At 72.6% G+C, this 20,100-nt stretch carries 12 protein-coding genes; 2 read left to right on the top strand and 10 right to left on the bottom strand.

Going from position 1 to position 20,100, the window contains the following annotated elements; genetic code table 11:
* Positions 1–26: 26 nt before the first annotated feature.
* Entirely contained in the window at positions 27–1,262 is a 1,236-nt protein-coding gene (locus tag ASC77_RS17080) for a low temperature requirement protein A (protein ID WP_056155626.1), read from the top strand.
* Here ASC77_RS17080 and ASC77_RS17075 read toward each other — a convergent pair.
* From ASC77_RS17075 to ASC77_RS17050, 6 genes are all read right to left on the bottom strand, one after another.
* Positions 1,259–2,221 (bottom strand): epimerase, encoded by a 963-nt coding sequence (locus tag ASC77_RS17075; RefSeq protein ID WP_056155622.1) that lies wholly within the window; start codon positions 2,219–2,221, stop codon positions 1,259–1,261. The genes ASC77_RS17080 and ASC77_RS17075 overlap by 4 nt on opposite strands.
* 38 nt (positions 2,222–2,259) lie before the next feature.
* Positions 2,260–3,528: an MFS transporter gene (locus tag ASC77_RS17070; RefSeq protein WP_056155619.1), complete on the bottom strand. Its 1,269-nt coding sequence runs from the start codon at positions 3,526–3,528 to the stop codon at positions 2,260–2,262.
* Positions 3,529–3,580: 52 nt separating this feature from the next.
* Positions 3,581–4,546 (bottom strand): zinc-binding dehydrogenase, encoded by a 966-nt coding sequence (locus tag ASC77_RS17065; RefSeq protein WP_056155616.1) that lies wholly within the window; start codon positions 4,544–4,546, stop codon positions 3,581–3,583.
* Positions 4,547–4,596: 50 nt separating this feature from the next.
* On the bottom strand, positions 4,597–6,054 hold the full coding sequence (locus ASC77_RS17060) for an NAD-dependent succinate-semialdehyde dehydrogenase (RefSeq protein ID WP_056155613.1): 1,458 nt from the start codon (positions 6,052–6,054) through the stop codon (positions 4,597–4,599).
* A 412-nt stretch (positions 6,055–6,466) separates the two neighbouring features.
* A complete protein-coding gene (locus ASC77_RS17055; RefSeq protein ID WP_056155610.1) occupies positions 6,467–8,359 on the bottom strand; it encodes a M4 family metallopeptidase in 1,893 nt (630 codons plus the stop codon).
* A gap of 129 nt (positions 8,360–8,488) precedes the next feature.
* Entirely contained in the window at positions 8,489–11,215 is a 2,727-nt protein-coding gene (locus ASC77_RS17050; RefSeq protein WP_082574847.1) for a helix-turn-helix transcriptional regulator, read from the bottom strand.
* Between the two features lie 125 nt (positions 11,216–11,340).
* Here ASC77_RS17050 and ASC77_RS17045 point away from each other — a divergent pair, with 125 nt between their 5' ends.
* Complete coding sequence (locus tag ASC77_RS17045) at positions 11,341–13,431, top strand: elongation factor G-like protein EF-G2 (protein ID WP_056155604.1); 2,091 nt, start codon at positions 11,341–11,343, stop codon at positions 13,429–13,431.
* 193 nt (positions 13,432–13,624) lie between these two features.
* On the opposite strand, the gene ASC77_RS17040 is transcribed toward ASC77_RS17045, so the two are convergent.
* From ASC77_RS17040 to glmS, 4 genes are all read right to left on the bottom strand, one after another.
* Positions 13,625–15,508: a penicillin-binding transpeptidase domain-containing protein gene (locus ASC77_RS17040; RefSeq protein ID WP_056155601.1), complete on the bottom strand. Its 1,884-nt coding sequence runs from the start codon at positions 15,506–15,508 to the stop codon at positions 13,625–13,627.
* A 47-nt stretch (positions 15,509–15,555) separates the two neighbouring features.
* The gene (locus tag ASC77_RS17035; protein WP_056155598.1) at positions 15,556–16,356 is read right to left on the bottom strand and encodes an SGNH/GDSL hydrolase family protein; all 801 of its coding nucleotides are present in this window, start codon (positions 16,354–16,356) and stop codon (positions 15,556–15,558) included.
* A 90-nt stretch (positions 16,357–16,446) separates the two neighbouring features.
* Positions 16,447–18,186, bottom strand: a complete 1,740-nt coding sequence (locus ASC77_RS17030; RefSeq protein ID WP_056155595.1) for a DEAD/DEAH box helicase — start codon at positions 18,184–18,186, stop codon at positions 16,447–16,449.
* Positions 18,187–18,263: 77 nt separating this feature from the next.
* The gene (gene glmS / locus ASC77_RS17025) at positions 18,264–20,099 is read right to left on the bottom strand and encodes a glutamine--fructose-6-phosphate transaminase (isomerizing) (RefSeq protein WP_056155593.1); all 1,836 of its coding nucleotides are present in this window, start codon (positions 20,097–20,099) and stop codon (positions 18,264–18,266) included.
* Position 20,100: the final 1 nt, after the last annotated feature.

Raw genomic sequence — 20,100 nt, 5'->3', positions numbered from 1 at the left:
CTGACAGCGTCTTCTAGGCTGCCCGCATGCCGGAGCGGATGACCCACACCGTCGTACGGATGGCGGGTCGAGACCCCCACGAGACGGGTCGCGCCGCGACTCCCCTCGAGCTGCTCTTCGACCTCACGTTCGTGATCGCCTTCGGCGCCGCGGCGAGCGAGCTCGCGCACTTCCTCGCCGAGGGGTACGTCGCCGAGGGGGTCCTCGGCTTCGCGTTCGCGATCTTCGCCGTGAGCTGGGCCTGGATCAACTTCTCCTGGTTCGCCTCGGCGTACGACACGGACGACTGGATCTACCGGCTGACCACCATGGTGCAGATGGTCGGCGTGCTGGTCCTGGCGCTCGGCCTGCCCCAGATGTTCGACTCGCTGCACGAGGGCGACCACGTGGACAACAGCGTCATGGTGCTCGGGTACGTCGTGATGCGAGTGCCGATGGTCTTCCAGTGGTGGCGCGCCTCGCGGCAGGACCCGGAGCGGACGACGGTCTGCCGGACCTTCATCATCACGCTGCTCATCAGCCAGGCGGGCTGGATCGCGCTCGCGATCGCACCGACGTCGATCCCGGTGACCTTCGCCCTGATCGTGCTGCTGATCCTCATCGAGGCCATCGGGCCGCTGGTCGCGGAGAAGGTGCTGGTCGGCACGCCGTGGCACCCCCACCACATCGCCGAGCGGTACGGCCTGCTGGTCATCATCGCCCTCGGCGAGGGGCTGATCGGCACCGTCGCCACGCTGTCCGCGATCATCGACGAGAAGGGCTGGACGGTCGACGTCGCGGTCCTCGGGATCGCCGGCGTCGGCGTCACGTTCGGGATGTGGTGGACCTACTTCGTGCTGCCGAGCGGCGACCTCCTGCACGCCCACCGGGAGCGGTCCTTCGCCTGGGGCTACGGGCACATCGCGGTCTTCGGCGCGCTCGTCGCCGTCGGCGCCGGGCTGCACGCCGCGGCGTACCGGCTCCAGGAGCACTCCAAGCTCGACGACACCGAGACCGTGCTGGCGTTCGCGGTGCCGCTCGCGGTCTACGTCGGCCTGCTCCTCGTGCTCTACGCCCTGCTCACCCGCACCTTCGACCCCTTCCACGTCGTGCTGTTCCTCATCTCGACGGTCGTGCTGGCGGCCGGGGTCGTGCTGGTGGCGTCGGGTGCGTCGCTGACCTGGTCGCTGCTGGTCGTCGCGCTGACGCCGTGGGTGACGGTGGTCGGCTACGAGACCGTCGGGCACCGGCACAACGAAGAGGTGCTGGCCGGGCTCTCCTAGGGGCGGCGTCGCTCCCGGACGCCTGCGACCAGGTCGGCGGCCGCACCCGCCCAGGTCGGGTGCTCGAACGCGAACCCGGCGTCCAGCAGCCTGCCGGGCACCACCCGGCGGCTCTTGAGCAGCAGCTCGGTGTCGGTGCGCAGCACCCAGGCACCGATCTCGGCCATGGCGCGCGTGGCGGGCAGTCCTGGGCGCCCGCCCCAGGCCCCGCGCAGCTCGCGCATCAGCTCGCGCTGCGGCAGCGGATCGGGCGCAGCGAGGTTCACCGGGCCCTCGAGGTCGCTGCGCTCGGCCAGCAGGTCGACGGCACGGCAGAAGTCGTCGCCGTGGATCCACGACACATACTGCCCGCCGCCCGCGACCGGTCCCCCGAGCCCGAGCCGCGCCATCCAGGACAGGTAGTCGAAGACGCCGCCACGATCCGGGCTCATCACCATCGCGGCACGCAGGGCCACCCGGCGGGTGTGCGGCAGGGTGGCCTCCTGCTGCGCCGCCTCCCACTCCCGGGCGATCCGCACGCTGAACTCCCAGTACGCCGGGACGTGCGGCTCGTGTCCCCCGATGATGCCGGTGGCCTCGTCGTGGGGCGCATCGCGCCGGTCGGCGTAGATCGTCGCCGTGCTCATCTGCAGCCAGACCGCCGGCGGGCGAGCGGCCAGCTCGAGGGCTTGCCCCACCGCACGGGTCGAGTCGACGCGCGAGTCCATCATCTGGCGCAAGTGCTCGTCGGTGTAGCGGCAGCTCACCGTGCGGCCCGCGAGGTTGACGACGAGGTCGGCACCGTCCAGCTCCTCGGCCCAGTCGCCGACCGTGCGCCCGTCCCAGGACCGGTGCCGGACGCCGGGCTCGAGCGTCTCCGGATGACGGCTGAGGACGACGACGTCGTGCCCGGCCGCGGCGTACCGCCGTCGCAGGATGCCGCCGACCTGACCCGTGCCTCCAGGGATGACGATGCGCATGACGCCGACTGTAGCCCTGATTTGAACGTGTTCAAAACTTAGAGCGGATGGGCTACCTCGTCCTGCGGCAGCTTGGCGGCCACGATCGCGACGGCGGCGGCGACCGCGGGCAGCGTGCCGGCGATCAGGAAGGTCGTGCGCAGCCCGATCGCCTCGGACACCGGGCCGGCGACGGCCATCGAGACCGGCATCAGGCTCACCGACACGAAGAAGTCGAGGGATGAGACCCGGCCCAGCAGGTGCGAGGGGACCCGGCGCTGGAGCAGCGTTCCCCAGATCACCATCGGCGCCGAGAAGAACGCCCCGAGCACGAACGCGGCGACCACCAGCTGCCAGATCGCCGTCGCCACGCCCATCACCACGAAGGGCAGGCAGCCCAGGCCCCACATCAGGTTCATCCAGGTGAGGTAGCGACGTGGCATCCGCAGCGAGGCGACGGTCAGCGAGCCGACGGCGCCGCCGATGCCGAAGGCCGCGAGCACCAGCGCGTGGTCACCCGGACCGCCCCCGAGCTTGTCCTTGATCAGGAACGGCAGCAGCACCTCGAGCGGACCCATGATCAGGAAGACCAGGAGGGAGGCGAAGAGCAGCGTGGCCAGCAGCCACGGCGTCCGCACCATGTAGGCGAACCCCTCCCGCAGGTCACTGAGCACCGAGGTCGGGTCGCTCCCGGCCTCGCGGCGCACCGGGGTCAGCGGCACCATCGTGAGCGCGGCCAGGCCGGCGAGGGAGCACAGGGCCGCGACCGTGAGGGCCGCACCGGGCGACGCCGCGCCGACCACGACGCCGGCGACGGCCGGGCCGATCGCCTGGCCGATGGTCGGACGGATCATGCCCTCGAAGCCGTTGACCGCGAGCAGGTCCTCCTCCGGCACCAGCGCCGGGAGCCAGGCGGAGTACGCCGGGTAGTAGAACGCCATCGCGGCGCCGATCACGAACCCCACGACGGCCAGCTGCCAGAGCTGCGCGAGGTCGGTCAGGGACAGGGTCGCGACCACGCCCATGCAGGCGAACTCGGTGGTCGCGACGCCGAGCAGGATCACCTTCTGCGGCACCCGGTCGGCGACCACCCCGCCGAGCAGCGCCGGCAGCAGCACGCCGACCGCACCGGCTGTCGAGACCAGCGAGAGCTGGGCGGGTCCGCCGTCGAGCCGGATGACCTCCCACACCAGGCCGACCACCCACACGCCGCCGGCGAAGGTCGCGAGCACCAGCGCGACGGCGAGCCGCCGGTAGGCCGGGTGCCGGAACGGCGTCAGCGCCCGCGGCAGCCGGGTGCCTGCGCGGTCGACGTCGGTGTCGGTCATCGGCCCTCCTGCTCCTCAGTCTGTCTGCTGGGACCGACACCGCCCACCGATTTCATCGCGCGGAGGTGAGGACGACCTTGCCCAGCGCCCGGCGGCCCTCGAGGTCGCCGTGCGCCCGCGCCGCGTCGGCCAGGGGGTACGTCGTGACCAGCGGCCGCCACCCGCCGGCGGCGACCCGGTCGAGCGCCCGGCCCGCCAGGCCCGGGATCCCGCCCGGCAGCGCGGCCATCCGGGGGCCGAGGCTCCACCCGGCGGTGATCGAGCGGCGGAGCAGGTCGCCGGTGTCGAGCCGGGTCGGCTCCCCCGCGGAGAAGCCGAACATCACCAGCCGCCCGCCGGGACGCAGCAGCTCGAGTGACGCCCGACCCACTGCTCCTCCGACCCCGTCGTAGACGAGCGTCACGCCGTCGACCCGGTCCGCCCAGCCGTCCTCCCCGTAGTCGACGACCTGGTGCGGGGCGAGGGCCGCGAGCCGGGCCGCGCGTGCGGGACTGCCGGCCGCGGCGACCACCGTGGCGCCGCGCGCGAGGGCGTCCTGGACCAGCAGCCAGCCCAGCCCACCCGCGGCCGATAGCACCAGGACGACGTCATCGGGCGTCGCCGGCTCGAGCTCGACGACGCCGAGCGCGGTGCGCCCGGTGCCGACCGCGGCGACCGCGTCCGGGAACCCGACCCCGGCCGGGACCCGGAACAGCTGCTCGACGCCGGTGGCGGCCTGCTCGGCGTACCCGCCCGGGACCGGCCCGAGGTGGGCGACCACGCGCGCGCCGAGCCAGGTCGCGTCGACCTCCGGTCCGACCCGGTCGACCACACCGGCGACCTCGCGGCCCGGGATCGTCGGCAGGTCTGGCAGGGGGAACGGACCGGGCTCGCCGCGCCGGAGCGAGGTGTCCAGCAGGTGCACCCCGCTCGCCTCCACGGCGATCCGGACCTGTCCGGTCGCTGGCTCCAGGTCGGGGAGCTCCTCGAGGACGAGGACGTCGGGCGGGCCTGTCTCGTGCTGTCGGATCGCATGCATGCGCCCATCCGACAAGTTCAAGCGAACTTCAAGTCAAGCCCGTCCTCGGCTCAGCCGGCCGGCAGCGCGACGTACGTCGTCTCCAGGTACTCCTCGATGCCCTCGAACCCGCCCTCCCGGCCGAACCCGCTCGCCTTGACCCCGCCGAACGGCGCCGCCGGGTTGGAGATGAGGCCGGAGTTGATGCCGATCATGCCGAAGTCCAGGGACTCGGCCACCCGGATGGTGCGGGCCAGGTCGCGCGTGTAGACGTACGACGCGAGCCCGTACTCCGTGTCGTTGGCCTGGCGGATCGCCTCGTCCTCGGACTCGAAGATGCTGATCGGCGCGACCGGCCCGAAGATCTCCTGCACGTTGATCTCGGAGTCGACGGGCACGTCGAGCAGCACGGTCGGCGGGTAGAAGTAGCCGGGGCCCTCGGGCGTCTGGCCGCCAGTCACGACCGTGGCGCCGTCGTGGATCGCGTCGGTGACGAGCTGGGTGACGCTCTCGACGGCCTTCTCGTCGATCAGCGGACCGACGTCGACACCGGCGTCCTGCCCGCGACCGACCGTGAGCCCGCCCATCCGCTCGCCGAGCTTCTCCGCGAACTCCTGCGCCACCGAGCGGTGCACCAGGAACCCGTTCGCGGCGGTGCACGCCTCGCCCATGTTGCGCATCTTGGCGATCATCGCGCCGTCCACGGCGGCGTCGACGTCGGCGTCCTCGAAGACGATGAACGGCGCGTTGCCCCCGAGCTCCATGCTCAGCCGCTGCAGCTGGTCGGCCGACTGCCGGACCAGGATCTTCCCGACCCCAGTCGAGCCGGTGAAGCTGACCTTGCGCAGCCGGTCGTCGGACTGGAGCGCCTCGCTGAACTCGCTGTGCCGGCTGGTCGTCACGACGTTGAGGACACCGTCGGGCAGGCCCGCCTCGGCGAGCACCCCGGCCAGCGCCAGCATGGTCAGCGGCGTCTGGCTGGCCGGCTTGACCACCATCGTGCAGCCGGCGGCGATCGCCGGGCCGATCTTGCGGGTGCCCATCGCGAGCGGGAAGTTCCAGGGGGTGATGAAGAGGCAGGGGCCGACCGGCTTCTTGATGGTGAGCAGCCGGCTGCCACCGGCGGGCGCCTGCATCCAGCGGCCGTGGATGCGGACCGCCTCCTCGGCGTACCACCGGAAGAACTCGGCGCCGTATCCGACCTCACCCCGGGCCTCGGCGACCGTCTTGCCCATCTCGAGGCTCATCAGGTGCGCGAACTCGTCGGCACGGTCGGTGATCAGCCCGAAGGCGGTGCGCAGGATCTCCCCGCGCTCGCGGGGCGGGGTGGTGGCCCAGGTGCGCTGGGCGGCCACCGCTGCGTCGAGGGCGTCCACGGCGTCGTTGACCGAGCCGTTCGCGACGTCGGTGAGCACCGAGCCGTCCGCGGGGTCGATCACGTCGAGCCGCTCGCCGCCCTCCGCCTCGCGCCAGGTGCCGCCGATGTAGAGGCCCCGCTGGTCGGGGCCGAGAAGGTCGAGTCCGTTCATGTGGCCAGCCTCGCACCCCAGGGGCACGTCTCCCAAGCGTGGCCGTCGCGAGCGCCGTCCAGGTCGTGCGATGGCAAGGCGCCGAAGCGAAGGCAGGCTGGGCGCCTTCCGAGCGCCGGCAACGCAGCCAGCGTGCGATCTGGGCGGCGCGCAGCAGGCCGACGTCTTGGGAGCCGTGCCCCAGGTCCTTCTGGCAAACCGCTGACACCCTCACCGGTCCCGTGACACCATGGGGATGTCGACTCGGAGGGAGCACCTTGATGTCGGCAAGAGCCCCTTGCTGACCCCATGCAGCGAGGGGCTCGCCTTTGGAGGGCCCGATCTGACGCACCCCCTCGCGTCAGACCGGTGAGCCACGAAGGACCGGGGCCCCAGCGCGTGCGCTGGGGCCCCGGCTTCGTTCCCGAGGGTGTTACGGGGTGTCGTACTTCAGCGTGAACGCGCCGGAGCCCGAGTAGGCGTAGACGTCCCAGCGGTAGGTGCCCGCCGCGGCCGCGTAGGTGATGCTCTCGGTCGCGGTCGAGCCCTCACTGGCTGCCACGTCGACCCACGACGACCCGCTCTTCTTCTGCAGGTACAGGTCGAGGTCGACCCCGCTCGGGCCGGTGAGGCAGCCGTTGATGGTGCCGGCGGTCGTCACGGTGACGCCCGTCGAGGACGGCTTGTACGTCGACGTGCCCGACGACGCCGTACCCGTGGCCGTGACCTTGGTGCAGGTGCCACCGCCGCCGCTCGTCCCGCAGGTCGGCTCGCCGGACTGGGCCGGCACCGAGACGGCGTCCCAGGCGGCCTTCACCCGGTTGAACGTCGTGCAGTCGGTGCTGCCGTACAGGTTCTTCGCCGCGGTCAGCGTCGCGACGCGGGCCTTGCCGTGCGTCCAGTACGTCGTCTTCAGCAGCATCGCGTTGTAGTAGATCTTGCCGGCGGTCTGGATGCCGACGCCCGTCACGCTCGACCCGTTGCAGGTCGGCGAGGCCGGCGAGGCGGCCGAGCCCTGGGAGAGCAGGTAGAACCAGTGGTTGAGCGGGCCCGCGGCCGCGTGCACCTCGGCGTTCTTGATGCTCGACGACCAGCAGTTCGGGTCGCCCACGATGCTCGGGTTGTACATGTAGCGGATCGGGCCGTCGCCGACCAGGTCCGCCTCCTCGCCGACCGTGAAGTCAGCCGGGTCGTTCGGGTTGTTGGCGTACGCCTCGGTGAGCGCACCGAAGATGTCGCCGGTCGCCTCGTTCATGCCACCGGTCTCGTTGTCACCGGTCGAGCCGCCGGGCGTGGTCTCGAAGACGCCGTGCCCGTTCTCGTGCGCGACGATGTCGATCGCGGTGAGCTGGCGGGCGCCGTCCTGGCTGTGACCGAAGTTGGTCTTCGTGCCGTCGAAGTAGGCGTTGACGTCGTTGAGGCCGACCCGGGCCGGGTAGCTCGTGCCGTTGCCCTTGACGCCGCTGCGACCGAGCCAGGCCGACAGCATGTCGACCTCCTTGTCGACGCTGTAGAGCACGTCGACGCAGCCGGTCTCGAGGTTGGTGCCGGAGCCGTTGCCCCAGGCGTCGTCCGGGCCGGTGTAGATCGTGCCCGCCTGGTTGGCGCACGAGACGCCGGAGCGGGTCGAGTCGGACATCCGGTAGGTCGAGCCGCTCAGCGACGTGCCGATCGTGACGCCGGGGTAGTAGTAGCCGGCGCCGCTGCCGTCGACGACGCGGTCCCAGCTGCTCAGCACCTTGTTGTTGCGGGCGTTGGTGAGGACGGTCAGCCGGGTCGGCCGGTGCTTCGTGGTGCCGACGACCAGCGTCTGCCAGGCCAGCGTCGGGCGGCCCTTGGCGAGGACCACGAGCTGCGGCTTCGACGCGCGCTGGACGTGGCCGACCTGGCGCATCGCCGTACGACGGGCGGTGGCGGCCGGGACCGTCGGGCGGGTCGAGCGCAGCCGGATCACCTGCGGCTGGGTCGCGCTGCGGCCGGTGACCTTGCCGGACGGGTCGACCGCGAGCACGAAGTCACCGCCGATGACGGGGAGCCCGCGGTAGGTGCGGTCGTACGCGACGTACTGCGTCCCGGCCGTGCCCTTCGTGGTGCCGGCCTGCCGGAAGGTGTCGTGGGGGCTGGTCTTGAAGGCGGACCGGTGGTCGCCGACGTACGACCGGGCGGCGCTGCGCGCCACGCGGTCCGGCACCGCGGTGTGGCCCTTGGTGGCGGGCTGGTGGGAGTGGGTGCCGGGGTCGGAGGACGACGGTGCCTGCAGGCCCAGGGCGAGTGCGCCCGAGACCGTGACCGCCAGAGCCGCTCCGAGCAGCGTTCTGGTACTCATCGATGGATCTCCCTCGAAGGGTGTGGGGGTGGGGAGTTCGGCGTCGCCGGGGTGTCCGAGGACGTCGAGATCGAACGCTAGGAACCCCACCGGGGTACCGGTAGCGGGAAAACCCTCGTCGAGCCGGCGTTACTCGGTGGGTGCCGGGACGAGCAGCGTCGCGAGCTGGGTGCGGGAGCGCACGTCGAGCTTGCGGTAGATGCGGGTCAGCGCCGCCTCGACCGTCTTGACCGAGAGGTGCTGACGCTCGGCGATCTGGCGGTTGCTGGCTCCCTGGCTCACCAGCTGCGCGATCCGCGCCTCGGTGTCGGTGAGCCGTCCGAGCATCGGGTCGCTCGCCCCCTCGACCGGGCACGGCGCGAGCTCGGCGCGGACCTGGGCCAGCCAGGGCTGGGCGTGCAGCGCGTCGAAGACCGCCTCGGCCTCCTCCAGGGTGCTCCGCGCCGCGGCCGCCCGGCGGGCCCGGCGCTCGACGTGGGCGCGGGCCAGCAGGGTGCGACCGAGCTCGATCTGCATGCCGACGTCGGCACAGACCTTGGCGGCCCGGTCGAGCAGGTGCACCGCGCCGTCCAGGTCGCCTGTCGCACAGAGCACCTCGGCCTCCGCCCGGTCCAGCTGCGCGCCGACACCGTCGGTGCCGGTCCGGCCGTCGATGGCGTGGCGTGCCGAGGCCAGCACGCCGGCCGCCTGGTCGACCGCGCCGAGCGCGACCAGCGCGGAGACGAGCTCGGGCTGCCACCGGTTGACGGTCGGGTCGCTGATGCCGTGCGCCTCCTCGATGTCCCGGATCCGCAGCAGCGTGGCCCGCGCGGACCCGGCATCGCCGGCGCGGAGCTGGGCCTGCCCGAGGAGCAGCAGGTGGCGCTGCAGGTAGCGGGTGTCGCCGCGCTCCTGCGCCGCGACCGCGCCCTGCTCGGCCAGGGTGCGTCCGGTCTCGAGGTCCCCGCCGGCGAGCTCGGCGAGCGCGCCGATGAACCACCCCGTGTGCGGGTCGAGACCGAACTCCTCGGCGACCTGGGTGGCACGCGCGGCGTACGCCATCGCCTCGCGGCAGCGCCCGAGCCGGACGCCGACCTCGACCAGGCAGCGCAGCACGTGCACCTGGTCCATCCCGGCGCCGCGCTCGACCTGGGCGAGCATCGAGAGGTTGGCCGCCCAGGCCTCGTCGAGCCGATCGTCGTAGAGCGCGAACCTGGCCGCGATGTAGGCGGGCGAGGTGTGGGTCAGCCCGGGCTGCGCGGGCTCGCTCGCGGGCACCAGCGCCAGCGCGTCGGCGAGGTGGTGGTCGTGCAGGCCCGAGCCCGTCCAGCGGGTCGCCACCGCGAGCGTGGTCCGGGCGGACGCCTCCGCGATCGGGTCACCGGCGCGGTGGAACAGGCCGGCGGCCCGCTCGGCGAGCCGCCCCGCCTCGTCGGGCCGCGACTCCATCAGCGCGACCCGGGAACGCTGCAGCAGGACCAGCGCGACCAGGCGGTCGTCCTCGCCGGCGTCGGTCAGGGCGGCGGCCAGCACCTCGTCCATCGCGGCCAGGCCGGACCCGGCGAGCTCCGGCAGCGCCAGGCGCACGCGCACGGTCTGCGCGGGCTCGGCCGGCAGCTCGAGGAAGTCGTCCAGCGCGCGGTGCACGAGCTCGACGTGGTTGCCCGGCGCGCCCGTCTCGACCGCGGTCGCGAGCCACTCGACGCGCTCGGTGCCGAGCTCGGCGGGTGCGCGGTCGGCCGCGAGCAGGTAGAGCTCGGTGGCGATCGAGCGGTTGCCGGCGCTCGCCGACTCGCGGGCGACCAGGGCCAGCTCGCGAGCCGTCGCGGCGTCGGGTCGCGGGTCGGCCAGCGCGCGGTGCCGGATCCGCTCGGCCGGGCTGGGGGCGACGTCGGCGAGGGCCCGGTGCCACTCCGTGCGGCGTACGGCGGGGATCGTCTCGGTCACGACGCGACCCAGCTCGGAGGGGGTGAAGCGCACGGCGTCGCCCGACCGGGTCAGCAGACCCGCCTCGGCCGCGGCGCGCAGGTGCTGGTCGACCTCGACCCGGCCGGCGCGCTCGAGCTGGCGCACGGTCGGGCGGTGCAGCAGCGCGGCCAGGGCGACGGTCTCCTGCACGCCCGCGTCCTGCGCGAGGAAGCGGTCCCGCAGCACCCGCTCCAGGCTCGCCGGCATCGGCGTCGGTCGCCCGAGCAGCACCGGCTGCTCACGGGCCGCGCCCCCGAGCGCGAGCGCCAGCGACGGCAGGCCGCCCGACTCGACGTGCAGCCGCTGCGCGACGTGCGGCGGCACGCCGTGGGCGCCGAGCAGCTCGATCATCGCGGCCGCGTCGAGCGGCGGGACGTCGAGGTGGTGCAGGTCCGAGAGGTCGACGTCGCCGTCGGCGCGTGGATCGCGCGCGGGGCCGATCGTGGCGACCACGCTCACCCGCTCGGTCAGCCGGCGGCGCCCGTAGCCGATGACGCACGCCGACTGGGGGTCCAGCCACTGCACGTCGTCGAGCAGGATCAGCACGGTCCGGGTGCGGGACGCCTGCTCCAGCAGGGACCGGAACGAGGTGCAGAGCACCGTCCGCAGCCGGTCCTCCTCGACCGCTGTGTCATGAATGGCGACCAGTCCCGGCAGCGACCCGCCGAGCTCGACCGGCAGCTGGTCGACGAGGTCCTGCAGCGCGGCGTACGGCAGTCCGTGCTCGGCGACGGCGCCGTTGGCCCGCAGCACCAGGGCGTCCGGCCGCTCGCGGCGCTGCTCCTCGAGCGCGTCGAGCAGGGCGCTCTTGCCGATGCCGGTGGGTCCGTGGAGCGCGACGGACTGCCCCTGCGCCAGGAGGTCCTGCACCTCCGAGAGCAGGCCGAGACGGCCCATAACCCGAGACATGGAACCTCCAGGCTAATCGACCGAATCCGTGCCCGACAGCCCCTTGCGCCCGCGCGGGCGGAGGAGTTCTCTCGGACCAGGGGGTCGAGGACGACCCTGCACAGGGCACGGCGGGAGGTACGGCGATGGCCGACAGGAACCGGAGAGCGTCCGGCCAAGATCTGGGGGCGAGCAGCCCGGACCGGATCAGGAACGTGGTGCTGGTGGGCCCCGCCGGGTCCGGGAAGACCACGCTGGCCGAGACCCTGCTCGCCGCCTCGGGTGCCACCTCCCGCGCCGGCTCGGTACGCGACGGCACCACCGTGTGCGACTACGAGGAGGCCGAGCACGCCCACGGTCGCACGATCTCGCTCGCCGTCGCCCCGCTCGTCCGCGAGGGCACCAAGGTCAACCTGATCGACACCCCCGGGTACGCCGACTTCGTCGGCGAGCTGCGCGCCGGGCTCCGGGCCGCCGACTGCGCGCTCTTCGTGGTCGCCGCCAACGAGGGGATCGACGACGGCACCCGGGCGCTGTGGCGCGAGTGCGCGAGCGTCGGCATGCCTCGGGCGGTGGTGGTCACCAAGCTCGACCAGGCCCGCGCCGACTACGACGGCGTGCTCGCCCAGGCTCGCGCGGCCTTCGGCGACCGGGTGATGCCGCTCTTCGTCCCCGTCCGCGACGGGGACGCCGTGGTCGGGCTGACGGGGCTGCTGGCACCCGCTTCCTCCGGCGCGCACGACGACCTGCGCGGCGAGCTCATCGAGGCGGTGATCGAGGAGTCCGAGGACGAGACCCTGATGGATCGCTACGTCGGCGGCGAGGAGATCGACGAGAAGGTGCTGCTCGAGGACCTCGAGCGGGCCGTGGCCCGGGCGACGTTCTTCCCCGTCGTACCCGTGTGCTCGCTGACCGGGGTCGGCTGCACCGAGCTGCTCGACCTCGCCGTCCGTGGGTTCCCGTCGCCCGCCGAGCACCCCTCCCCCGACGTGTTCCTGCCCTCCGGGGCCGACGCGGCCGCGATCTCCGGCGACCCCGAGGGGCCGCTGGTGGCCGAGGTGGTCAAGACGACGAGCGACCCGTACGTCGGCCGGCTCAGCCTGGTGCGGGTCTTCTCGGGCACCCTGGTCGCGGACCAGTCGGTCCACGTCTCCGGTCACTTCGCGGCGTTCTTCGGGGACGCGGCCGGCCACCCCGACCACGACGAGGACGAGAAGATCGGCGCGCTCGCCCACGTCTTCGGACGGCAGCAGGCGCCGACCGAGCGGGTCGTCGCCGGCGACATCTGCGCGATCGGCCGGCTGACCCGGGCCGAGACCGGCGACACGCTCTCCGACGTGGAGGAGCCGCGCGTGCTCCGCCCGTGGTCGATACCCGAGCCGCTGCTGCCGGTGGCGATCGTCGCGCACAGCAAGGCCGACGAGGACAAGCTCTCCCAGGCGCTGGGCCGGCTCGCCGCCGAGGACCCGTCGCTGCGCATCGACAACAACGCCGAGACCCACCAGCTGGTGCTGTGGTGCATGGGCGAGTCGCACGCGGAGGTCACCCTCGAGAGGCTCACCGAGCGGTACGGCGTCCACGTCGACGAGGTGCCGTTCGTGGTGTCGCTGCGCGAGACCTTCTCCGGCCGGGCCGCCGGGCTGGGCCGCCACGTCAAGCAGTCCGGCGGGCACGGGCAGTACGCCGTGTGCCACCTCGAGGTCGAGCCGCTGGCCGAGGGTGCCGGCTTCGAGTTCGTCGACAAGGTCGTCGGCGGCTCGGTGCCGCGGCAGTTCATCCCCAGCGTCGAGAAGGGCGTCCGCGCCCAGATGGAGCGCGGGGTCCGGCTCGGGCACCCGGTGGTCGACGTACGCGTCACCCTCACCGAGGGCAAGGCGCACAGCGTCGACTCCTCCGACATGGCCTTCCAGACCGCCGGGGCCCTCGCCCTGCGCGAGGCCGCGGCGGCGACCACCGTGACCATGCTGGAGCCCTTCGACACCGTCACCGTGCTGGTCCCCGACGAGCTCGTCGGCGCCGTGATGAGCGACCTGTCCTCGCGGCGCGGCCGCCTCCTCGGCACCGACAAGGTCGGCGACCGCACCCAGGTGCTGGCCGAGGTGCCGCAGACCGAGCTGGTCCGCTACGCCGTCGACCTGCGCGCCTCCACCCACGGCGCCGGCGTCTTCACCCGCACCTTCGCGCACTACGAGCCGATGCCGGAGGACGTGGCCCGCGGCGTCCCGGCGCGGGGGTGAGCGTGTCTGCGGGTTTCACCGGCTGACCGCCAAAAGCCGCACACCCGTCAGCCAGAACCCGCACGACACGCGGGCGAGGCACGGCGCGTCGTACGGGTCTCGGCTGACAGGTCACCGGATCGACGGAGCGGTACGGCGTGTCTGCAGGTTTCACCGGCTGACCGCCAAAACCCGCATGCCGCCACCTCGCCGCCTACCGCCCCGCCCGCAGAAACTGCTCCAGGATCGGGCCGGCGGTGCCGGAGCCGGACGAGCCCTCGTCGACGTAGACCGCGACGGCGAGGTCGCCCTGGGCGGCCACCATCCACGCGTGCGTGAGGGTCTTGCCGTTGCGCTCGAACTCCGCCGTGCCGGTCTTCGCGATCACCGGCGGGCCGGGCACGTCGAGCAGGCCGCGCCCGCTGCCGGACGTCACCACCCCGCGCAGCATCTGCTGCAGCGCCGTGGCCTCCCCGGCGGTGAGCGGCTCGACGTCGTCCGGGACGGACACGTCGACCGACTTCACGAGGCGGGGCACCACGGTCTTCCCGGACTCGATCGAGGCCATCACCGTCGCCATCGCCATGGGTGAGGCGAGCACGCCACCCTGGCCGATCAGGTCGGCGGCGGCCTCGGTCTCCGACTTCGGCGCCGGCACCTGGCCGAAGTACGCCGGGAACCCCAGGTCGTGGTCGACGCCCAGCCCCAGCGACGCCGCCGCGCCGGCCAGCGAGCCGTCGGACACCTTGCCCGCCTGCGAGATGAAGGCCGTGTTGCACGAGTTGGCGACGGCGGTGCTGAGCGGGATGTTGCCGAGCGCGCTGCTCGGGTAGTCGTCGTAGTTCTCGAACGGCTTGCCGTCCACCACGATCCGGCTCGTGCAGGGCACGACGGTGCCCGGCTTCAGGCCGGCGCGCAGCAGCGCCAGGCTGCTGACCGTCTTGAAGGTGGAGCCCGGCGCCGCCTGCCCGTAGGTCGCGACGTTGTAGCCGTCGGTGCCCGCGCCGTTGGCAGCGGCCAGGATCGCGCCGTCGGACGGTCGTACGGCGACCAGCGCCGCGGCCGGGCCGACCCCGGCGAGCGCCGCCTCGGCGGCGGTCTGGCGCTGGAGGTCGAGGGTGATCTGGAGAGGCCGCCCCTGCTGCGGGTCCACCCGGTAGAGCTCGCGCTCCATCCCGTCGGAGCCGACCGCGTGGACGACCTCGCCGTCGACGCCCTGCAGCTGCTCGTCGTACCGCGCCTGGAGCCCGGACAGCCCGGCCAGGTCGCCGACCTCGTAGCGGTCGGGGTGGTCCTTGATCATCTCGGCGGTCACGTCACCGACCGTGCCGAGGATCGGCAGGGCGAAGTCGCGGCTCGGTGCGAGCGGCAGCTGCCCCGGGATCCCGACGCCGCCCTTGATGCGGAAGTAGCGCTGCGCGACGTCGAGCGGGACGTCGTCCTTGCGCAGCGTGATCGCCTCGACGAACGCCTTCGGGCCGGACGCCTCCACGCGCTTCGCGTACGCCGTGGGGTCGATGCCGACCAGCTGAGCGAACGCTCGCGCCGACGCACCCGCGCGGGCGGCCGACACCTTGCCGCGGTCGATGCCGAAGCGGACGACGTCGCGGTCGGTGACCAGGGCGGTGCCGCGGTTGCCGACGATGTCGCCGCGACGACCCGCGATCGGGGTGGCGTCGAGGACCGTGGCCTTGCGCAGGCTGGGCTCGACCAGCGCGCGCGACCAAGGCACCTGCCACTCGTCGTCGAACTTGGTCATCGTGACGTCGGTCGTGTAGCTCCACTCGTCGCCGCCCACCGGCCACACCCAGGCGAGCGTGGCGGTCGCGGAGTCGCCGTCCTCCTCCACGCCGCCCGCCGTGACCGTCGGCGTGAGGTCGCCCAGACCGTCGACGACCTCCGCGTAGTCGGCGCCGACCGCCGTCGGGGTCTGGTCGTCGGTGAACGCGACGTCCGCGAAGTCACCGGTCGCGAGTGCCGCGGCGAGGGCGTCGGCCGCCTTGTCGGGGTCAGGCCCGGTGACCTTGTCCTTGGCGTCGCAGCCCGCGAGGGCTCCGGCGAAGAGGACGAGGGCGGCGATCGAGACGAGAGGGCGCACGCGTCGGTTCTACCAGCCCGCACCGACCCGACCCTGGGTGCGCAGGCTCAGACGAGCAGCCCCGCGACCAGCGGCAGGTAGCCGGACGCGTGCCCGGTCTTGTTGGGGTGGTAGCTGTCGCTGATCGGGTTCGACAGCCCGTTCAGCCACTCGGGGCTGTCGCAGACCGCGTGCCCGACGAAGCGGCTCGTCGGGTTGGCGAAGGCGAAGCCCTTCGCCGACGCGGCCGCCGCGAGCTTGCCGTTGAGCAGGTCCGCCGTCTGGTTCAGCCGGGTCTCCTCCGCCGGGGAGAAGAACGTCGCCGCGTTGCAGTCCTCGCCGTTGAAGACGCGCGGGTAGCCGACCACGACCACCTTCGCGTTCGGGGCCTTGCTCCGGATCGAGGCGTACAACGTCGCCAGCGCGCCGGGCAGCGTGTTGTTGATGTAGGTCTGCGCCGTGTTGATCCGGCCGTCGCAGTTGCTCGCCCACCCGGGCTTCGCGCACTCGGTCAGCACGCCCGAGAAGCCGGCGTCGTTGCCGCCCACCGACACGGTGACGTACGCCGTGCCCGTCGACAGCGCGCTGAGCTGGCCGTTGACGTCCGGGATCTTCGCCCCGGAGCACGCCTTGAAGTTCAGGGCGTAGCCCTTCTGGTTGGCGACCAGCTTCGGGTAGGCCAGGTTGCTGCGCTGGCAGGACGTGCCGTCGTCGATGTAGCTGCGGGTGCCGACGCCGGACGAGTACGAGTCGCCGAGCGCGACGTACGCCGGCGCGGCGGCGTGGGCCGGCGCCGCGAGGACGGTGGGGACGGACAGAACCGCCGCGAGGGCGACGAACGCACGGGTCAGGCGACTGCGGACCGACATGGGACCTCCGAGAGACCGAGTCACCCGCCAGTCGGTGTGACCGCGGTCACAGTAGACCCGGGCCGTCGCCCGCGTCTGCCCCCCGAGAGGTCAGTTCTTGTGGCGCGGCTTGCGCGGACCCGCGTTGGACGACGGGCCGCTGCTGTCCGGGGTCAGCTCGATGAGCTTCCCGGAGATCCGGGTGCCCTTGAGCTTGTCCCAGGCGCCGCCGGGCAGGTCGGCCGGCAGCTCGACCAGCGAGTGGTCGCCGCGGATGTCGATGTGCCCGAAGTCCTGGCGCGACAGCCCACCCTCGTTGGCGATCGCGCCGACGATCTGGCGCGGCTCGACCTTGTGGCGCTTGCCGACGGCGATGCGGTACGTCGCCATCGGGACGTCGCTGCGGCCACGCGGCCGGCGCTCGCCGCGCTCGGGGCGGCCGCCCCGGTCGGGGCGGTCGGTGCGCGCGGGCCGCTCGTCGCGCTGCTGCTGGCGGGCGTCGGCGGCGGGGTCGATCAGGAGCGGGGTGTCACCCTGCGCGACGACGGCGAGCGCGGCGGCGACGTCGGCCTCCGGCACGTCGTGCTCGCGCACGTAGTGCTGGATGATGTCGCGGAACCGGTCGATGCGGGTCGTCTGCTCCAGTGCCGCGGTGATCTGGTCGTCGAAGCGCGACAGCCGGGTGGCGTTGACGTCGTCGGCGGTCGGCAGCTGCATCTGGGCGAGCGGCTGGCGGGTGGCCTTCTCGATGTGCTTGAGCAGGTAGCGCTCCCGCGGCGTCACGAACGAGATCGCGTCGCCGCTGCGGCCGGCCCGGCCGGTGCGACCGATGCGGTGGACGTACGACTCGGTGTCGGTGGGGATGTCGTAGTTGACGACGTGGCTGATCCGCTCGACGTCCAGGCCGCGGGCGGCGACGTCGGTGGCGACCAGGATGTCGAGCTTGCCCGACTTCAGCTGGTTGACCGTGCGCTCGCGCTGGGCCTGGGCGACGTCACCGTTGATCGCGGCTGCGGAGAAGCCACGGGCGCGCAGCTTCTCGGCCAGCAGCTCGGTCTCGCTCTTGGTGCGGACGAAGACGATCATGCCCTCGAAGTTCTCGACCTCGAGGATGCGCGTGAGGGCGTCGATCTTCTGGGGGTAGGAGACAATCAGGTAGCGCTGGGTGATGTTCGGCGCCGTCGCGGTCTTGTTCTTGACCGTGATCTCTACCGGGTCGTTCAGGTACTGCTTGGAGATCCGACGGATCTGCGCCGGCATCGTCGCGGAGAAGAGCGCGACGTTCTTGTCGTCGGGGGTGTCGGCGAGGATCGTCTCGACGTCCTCGGCGAAGCCCATGTTGAGCATCTCGTCGGCCTCGTCGAGCACCAGGAAGCGCAGCTCGCTCAGGTCGAGCGTGCCCTTCTCCAGGTGGTCCATGATCCGGCCCGGGGTGCCGACGACGACGTGCACGCCACGCCGCAGCGCGCTGAGCTGGACGCCGTACGCCTGGCCGCCGTAGACCGGCAGGACGTGGACGCCCTTGCTGTGCGCGGCGTACTTCTCGAACGCCTCGCAGACCTGGAGCGCGAGCTCACGGGTCGGGGCGAGCACGAGCGCCTGCGGCGTCTTCTGCGACAGGTCGAGGCGCGACAGGATCGGCAGCGCGAACGCCGCGGTCTTGCCCGTGCCGGTCTGCGCGAGGCCGACGACGTCGCGCCCGGCGAGCAGCGGCGGGATGGTCGCGGCCTGGATCGCCGACGGCTTCTCGTAGCCGACGTCGGCCAGCGCCTTCAGGACCTTGTCGCTGAGCCCGAGGTCGGCGAACGTCACCTCAGGTGTCGAAGTGTTGTCGCTCTCGTCGTTGCTCACCCGTCAACGGTAGTGCTTTCGCTCACGCACGCCACCTTCGTCGTCGCGGTGGGCTGGGTCACCCCGTCCTCGCCGGGCTACTCCACGGTCACGGACTTCGCCAGGTTGCGGGGCTTGTCGATGTCGTGGCCGAGCTGCAGGGCGGCGTGGAAGGCCAGCAGCTGCAGGGGTACGACGAGCAGCACCGGGTCGAGCTCGCGCTCGTTGCGGGGCACGTCGATGCGACCCCAGAAATTCGGGCTGGCGTCGACGTCACCGAGGTCGACGCCCTCGTGGGTGACGACGACCAGCGGTCCTCGACGGGCCGCGATCTCGTGCAGCGCGCCGACGTTGCGGTCCGTCAGCTCGTCGTCGGGCACGATCGCGACGGTCGGCACCTGCTCGGAGACCAGCGCGAGCGGACCGTGCTTGAGCTCGGAGGTCTGGTAGGCCTCGGCGTGCCGGTAGGAGATCTCCTTGAACTTCTGAGCCCCTTCGCGCGCCACCGGGAAGCCGCGCACCCGGCCCACGAAGAAGAGGCTCTCGGCGGCGGCGAGCTGGCCGGCGACGGCTGCGATGTCGTCCTCTCGGTCGAGGATCTCCTGGATCTGCTGGGGGATCCGGTACAGGCCGTTGATCAGCCGCCGGCCATCGGCGATGGAGAGGTCACGCACCCGGCCGAGCTGCAGGGCCAGCAGCGCGAAGCCCAGGAACATGTTGGTCAGCGCCTTGGTCGACGCGACGGCGACCTCCGGCCCGGCGTGCAGGTAGATGCCGCCCTCGCACTCGCGGGCGATCGCGCTGCCCACGACGTTGACCAGCCCGATCACCCGGCCGCCCTTGCGCCGGATCTCCTGGACGGCGAGCAGCGTGTCGATCGTCTCCCCGGACTGGCTGACCGCGACGTACAGCGTGTCCGGCTCGATCACCGGGTCGCGGTAGCGGAACTCGCTCGCCGCCTCGGCGTCGGCGGGGATCCGGGCGAGCTCCTCGACCAGCGCGGCACCCATCTGGCCGACGTAGTAGGCCGAGCCGCAGCCGAGGATCTTGACCCGGCGGATCGCGCGGGTCTCCCGGGCGTCCATGTTCAGCCCACCGAGGTGGGCAGTGCCGAAGCGCTCGTCGAGCCGGCCGCCCAGCACCCGCTCCGCTGCTGCGGGCTGCTCGAGCATCTCCTTGTGCATGAAGGACTCGTGGTCGCCGGCCTCGTAGGCGGCCGGGTCCACGTCCACGGTCTCCGCGGTGCGAGCGATCGGGCGCAGGTCCCCGCCGTACGTCGTGAACCCGCCGGCGGTCACCGTGGCGATCTCGCCGTCGGCCAGGTGGGCGACGGTCGTCGTGTGGCGCACGATCGCGGCGAGGTCGGAGGCGACGTACATCTCCTTCTCGCCGACGCCGATCAGGAGCGGGCTGCCGTTGCGGGCGACGACCAGGCGGTCGGCGAAGTCGGCGTGCACGACGGCGAGGCCGTAGGTGCCCTCGACCTGGGCGAGGGCCTCGACGACCTTACCCTCGAGCGTCGGCGCCTCCGAGAGAGCGACCAGGTGGGCCAGCACCTCGGTGTCGGTGTCGCTGACCAGGTCGACGCCCTCGTCGGCCAGCCGGTGCCGCAGCGCGGCGGCGTTGTCGATGATGCCGTTGTGCACGACGGCGACCAGGCCCTTGGCGTCCGTGTGCGGGTGGGCGTTCACGTCGTTGGCCGGGCCGTGGGTGGCCCATCGCGTGTGCCCGATGCCGACCTTGCCGGCGAACCGCTTGGGCAGGCCGTCAGCGAGGTCGCGCACCCGGCCGGCGCGCTTCTCCACCTTGATCCCGGTGCTGCCGAGGAGGGCGAGGCCCGCCGAGTCGTAGCCGCGGTGCTCGAGCCGGGTCAGTCCCTCGAGGAGCAACGGGGATGCCTGCTGGGTGCCGACGTAGCCGACGATTCCGCACATG

The sequence above is a fragment of the Nocardioides sp. Root1257 genome, from assembly GCF_001425175.1.
In the GTDB taxonomy this organism is placed as follows: Bacteria; Actinomycetota; Actinomycetes; order Propionibacteriales; family Nocardioidaceae; genus Nocardioides.
Note: the sequence above shows the minus strand (reverse complement) of the source record. Positions and strands in the feature narration are given on the sequence as shown.